3 rRNA genes are annotated in these 5399 nt (G+C 55.8%); all 3 read right to left on the reverse strand.

Annotated features, from left to right (window positions below):
* Nucleotides 1-8 precede the first annotated feature (8 nt).
* The 3 genes from rrf to D6M19_RS33880 all read right to left on the reverse strand — a co-directional run bounded on the left by rrf (nucleotide 9) and on the right by D6M19_RS33880 (nucleotide 5241).
* A 5S ribosomal RNA gene (gene rrf, locus D6M19_RS33870) occupies nucleotides 9-122 on the reverse strand.
* Nucleotides 123-212: 90 nt separating this feature from the next.
* Nucleotides 213-3336 (reverse strand): 23S ribosomal RNA (locus D6M19_RS33875).
* A gap of 381 nt (nucleotides 3337-3717) precedes the next feature.
* Nucleotides 3718-5241: ribosomal RNA gene (locus tag D6M19_RS33880) — 16S ribosomal RNA — on the reverse strand.
* The 16S, 23S and 5S rRNA genes sit together here, the layout of an rRNA operon.
* Between the last annotated feature and the right edge of the window lie 158 nt (nucleotides 5242-5399).

The raw sequence follows: 5399 nt of genomic DNA on the forward strand, positions 1-5399 counted from the left end.
TAAAATGTGTTCGGCGGTGTCCTACTTTTCCACCCGGGTTGGGTAGTATCATCGGCGCTGGCAGGCTTAGCTTCCGGGTTCGGGATGGGTCCGGGCGTTTCCCTGTCGCTATTTCCGCCGTAACTTTATTCACTTTTTGGGTGATGTTGTGTTTGGTGGTGGGGTGCAGTCGTTTGTTTGACTGTGTGGGTTGTGGTTGCGGGTTTTTGGTTGTGTGTAAGTTTTCGGCCGGTTAGTGCCAGTTCCCTTGCCCATTGCTGGGGTTGCAGGTCTGGTCTATTGATCCCGTGGTCTGCGGGGGGCCTTATCCTTCTTAAAAGGTGAGAAGCCTGGTCTTGGAGGGGGTTTCCCGCTTAGATGCTTTCAGCGGTTATCCTGTCCGAACGTGGCGATCCAGCGGTGCCCCTGGTGGGACAACTGGTAGACCAGAGGTTCGTCCGTCCCGGTCCTCTCGTACTAGGGACAGGTTTCCTCAAGCTTCTGACGCGCGCGGCGGATAGAGACCGAACTGTCTCACGACGTTCTAAACCCAGCTCGCGTGCCGCTTTAATGGGCGAACAGCCCAACCCTTGGGACCTGCTCCAGCCCCAGGATGCGACGAGCCGACATCGAGGTGCCAAACCATCCCGTCGATATGGACTCTTGGGGAAGATCAGCCTGTTATCCCCGGGGTACCTTTTATCCGTTGAGCGACACCCCTTCCACTCGGGGGTGCCGGATCACTAGTCCCGACTTTCGTCCCTGCTTGACGTGTCTGTCTCGCAGTCAAGCTCCCTTGTGCACTTACACTCAACACCTGATTGCCGTCCAGGTTGAGGGAACCTTTGGGCGCCTCCGTTACTTTTTAGGAGGCAACCGCCCCAGTTAAACTACCCACCAGGCACTGTTCCTGAACCGGATATACGGTTCGAGGTTAGAGGCCCAATACGGTCAGAGTGGTATTTCAACGATGACTCCACAATCACTGGCGTGACTGCTTCATAGTCTCCCACCTATCCTACACAAACCGTATCGAGCACCAATACCAAGTTGTAGTGAAGGTCCCGGGGTCTTTTCGTCCTGCCGCGCGTAACGAGCATCTTTACTCGTAGTGCAATTTCGCCGAGTCTATGGTTGAGACAGCTGAGAAGTCGTTACGCCATTCGTGCAGGTCGGAACTTACCCGACAAGGAATTTCGCTACCTTAGGATGGTTATAGTTACCACCGCCGTTTACTGGGGCTTAAATTCTCCGCTTCACCCCTCGAGAGGGGTTAACAGGTCCTCTTAACCTTCCAGCACCGGGCAGGCGTCAGTCCGTATACATCGTCTTGCGACTTCGCACGGACCTGTGTTTTTAGTAAACAGTCGCTTCTCACTGGTTTGTGCCACCCACCACCGCTGCCCACCGCACGGGTGTTGACAGTAGTAGGTCCCCCTTCTCCCGAAGTTACGGGGGCATTTTGCCGAGTTCCTTAACCATAGTTCACTCGTACGCCTTGGTATTCTCTACCTGACCACCTGTGTCGGTTTGGGGTACGGGCCGTGTGTGTACTCGCTAGAGGCTTTTCTTGGCAGCATAGGATCACCGAATTCACCTCACTCGGCTATGCATCACCTCTCAGGGAATATGACATCCGGATTTACCTAGATGTCCCCCTACCGGTTTACCCCAGTATTACCACTGACTGGTACGGCTACCTTCCTGCGTCACCCCATCGCTTGACTACTACCAGTCCGGGTCCCACGCAGCCGGTAAACCCCATTGACCCGAAGGTCGCTGGTGGTCCACCTTTTGGGTGGTTAGCAGAACTGATTCATCAGGGACGCGCACACACGGGTACGGGAATATCAACCCGTTGTCCATCGACTACGCCTGTCGGCCTCGCCTTAGGTCCCGACTCACCCTGGGCGGACTGGCCTGGCCCAGGAACCCTTGGTCTTTCGGCGGGCAAGGTTCTCACTTGCCTTATCGCTACTCATGCCTGCATTCTCACTCCCACACCCTCCACCACTCGATCACTCGGTGGCTTCACCGGATGCAGGACGCTCCCCTACCCAACAAACAAAGTTTGTTGCCGCGGCTTCGGCGGTGTGCTTGAGCCCCGCTACATTATCGGCGCACAATCACTTGACCAGTGAGCTATTACGCACTCTTTCAAGGGTGGCTGCTTCTAAGCCAACCTCCTGGTTGTCTTTGCGACTGCACATCCTTTTCCACTTAGCACACGCTTAGGGGCCTTAGCCGGCGATCTGGGCTGTTTCCCTCTCGACGCACGGAGCTTATCCCCCGCCGTCTCACTGCCACGCTATTGACTTACCGGCATTCGGAGTTTGGCTGACGTCAGTAACCTAGTAGGGCCCATCGGCCATCCAGTAGCTCTACCTCCAGTAAGAAACACGCAACGCTGCACCTAAATGCATTTCGGGGAGAACCAGCTATCACGGAGTTTGATTGGCCTTTCACCCCTACCCACAGCTCATCCCCTCAGTCTTCAACCTAAGTGGGTTCGGGCCTCCACGACGTCTTACCGTCGCTTCACCCTGGCCATGGGTAGATCACTCCGCTTCGGGTCCAGAACACACCACTACACCCCTCACGGGGATACGCCCTATTCAGACTCGCTTTCGCTGCGGCTACCCCTCAACGGGTTAACCTCGCGACATGTCCCTGACTCGCAGGCTCATTCTTCAAAAGGCACGCCATCACCCCACAACAAAGTCGAAGGCTCTGACGGCTTGTAGGCACACGGTTTCAGGTACTCTTTCACTCCCCTCCCGGGGTACTTTTCACCATTCCCTCACGGTACTAATCCGCTATCGGTCATCGAGAAGTATTCAGGCTTACCGGGTGGTCCCGGCAGATTCACAGCAGATTCCACGGGCCCGCTGCTACTCGGGGAAACAGTTTCACAGAAGCCGCAATGTTTTCGGTTACGGGGCTCTCACCCTCTACGGCAGACCATCCCAGGCCACTTCACCTAACACCACGGTTTATCACTCCTGGCCAGATCGGCGGACCTGACAAGAAACGCCCCACAACACCGAACACACAACCCCCGCCGGGTATCACATGCATCCGGTTTAGCCATCCTCCGCTTTCGCTCGCCACTACTCACGGAATCACAATTGTTTTCTCTTCCTACGGGTACTGAGATGTTTCACTTCCCCGCGTTACCTCCCACACCCTATATATTCAGATGCAGGTGACACGACATCACTCGCGCCGGGTTTCCCCATTCGGACATCCTCGGATCCACGCTCGGTTGACAGCTCCCCGAGGCATAACGCAGCCTCCCACGTCCTTCATCGGCTCTCAATGCCAAGGCATCCACCATGCGCCCTTAAACACTTACAACACAAAAAACCAAAAGATATTATGAGTTAAAAAACTCTGAAATTGCACATCAACAACACGCCCCCACAAAGAGAGCCCGCTGTTAGATGCTCGCAACCACTATCCACAAATCAAACACCACACCCCACCACCAAAGCAGGGCGACAACCAAACCCTATCCCCGGTTTCCCCAACGGGACGAAGAGATAGCGGGCCTGTTGCCTCAAAGCCCAATAGTGTGTCCGATGATCCATCAACCAGTGTTTCCCCACCAGCATCAACGTTTGTTGTTGCACCCGAACCACACCCACTACAGGCATGGCCCATCTCACGAATCGCCCAGGTCACCGAACCCCCACAGGAATTGCGGGGCGGGCCAATAGGTCTCGTGGTGCTCCTTAGAAAGGAGGTGATCCAGCCGCACCTTCCGGTACGGCTACCTTGTTACGACTTCGTCCCAATCGCCGATCCCACCTTCGACGGCTCCCTCCCCAAGGGGTTAGGCCACCGGCTTCGGGTGTTACCGACTTTCATGACGTGACGGGCGGTGTGTACAAGGCCCGGGAACGTATTCACCGCAGCGTTGCTGATCTGCGATTACTAGCGACTCCGACTTCACGGGGTCGAGTTGCAGACCCCGATCCGAACTGAGACCGGCTTTAACAAGGATTCGCTCCACCTCACGGCATCGCAGCCCTTTGTACCGGCCATTGTAGCATGTGTGAAGCCCTGGACATAAGGGGCATGATGACTTGACGTCATCCCCACCTTCCTCCGAGTTGACCCCGGCAGTCTCTCACGAGTCCCCACCATAACGTGCTGGCAACATGAGACAAGGGTTGCGCTCGTTGCGGGACTTAACCCAACATCTCACGACACGAGCTGACGACAGCCATGCACCACCTGCACACAGGCCACAAGGGAACCGACATCTCTGCCGGCGTCCTGTGCATGTCAAACCCAGGTAAGGTTCTTCGCGTTGCATCGAATTAATCCACATGCTCCGCCGCTTGTGCGGGCCCCCGTCAATTTCTTTGAGTTTTAGCCTTGCGGCCGTACTCCCCAGGCGGGGTACTTAATGCGTTAGCTACGGCACGGATCCCAAGGAAGGAAACCCACACCTAGTACCCACCGTTTACGGCGTGGACTACCAGGGTATCTAATCCTGTTCGCTCCCCACGCTTTCGCTCCTCAGCGTCAGTTACTGCCCAGAGACCCGCCTTCGCCACCGGTGTTCCTCCTGATATCTGCGCATTCCACCGCTACACCAGGAATTCCAGTCTCCCCTGCAGTACTCAAGTCTGCCCGTATCGCCCGCACGCCCAAGGTTAAGCCTTAGGTTTTCACGAACAACGCGACAAACCACCTACGAGCTCTTTACGCCCAGTAATTCCGGACAACGCTCGCACCCTACGTATTACCGCGGCTGCTGGCACGTAGTTGGCCGGTGCTTCTTCTGTACATACCGTCACTCACGCTTCGTCTGTACTGAAAGAGGTTTACAACCCGAAGGCCGTCATCCCTCACGCGGCGTCGCTGCATCAGGCTTGCGCCCATTGTGCAATATTCCCCACTGCTGCCTCCCGTAGGAGTCTGGGCCGTATCTCAGTCCCAGTGTGGCCGGACACCCTCTCAGGCCGGCTACCCGTCGTCGCCTTGGTAGGCCATCACCCCACCAACAAGCTGATAGGCCGCGGGCCCATCCCACACCGCAAAAGCTTTCCCCCACCAGGCCATGCGACCAGCAAGGAATATTCGGTATTAGACCCAGTTTCCCAGGCTTATCCCAAAGTGCAGGGCAGATCACCCACGTGTTACTCACCCGTTCGCCACTCGTGTACCCCCGAAAGGGCCTTACCGTTCGACTTGCATGTGTTAAGCACGCCGCCAGCGTTCGTCCTGAGCCAGAATCAAACTCTCCAAACAAAAACCAACGTCTGAAACAATCCGATCCAAACAACCAGTCAAAACTGGCACAAAAACAAACCACACCCCCTAAACGGGAAAAAGAGAGCATGGCAAAAACAAAAACAACAAACAAAAACCACCAAACACACTATTGAGTTCTCAAACAACACACCCGT

This window comes from Mycolicibacterium stellerae, assembly GCF_003719305.1.
Lineage (GTDB): Bacteria > Actinomycetota > Actinomycetes > Mycobacteriales > Mycobacteriaceae > Mycobacterium > Mycobacterium stellerae.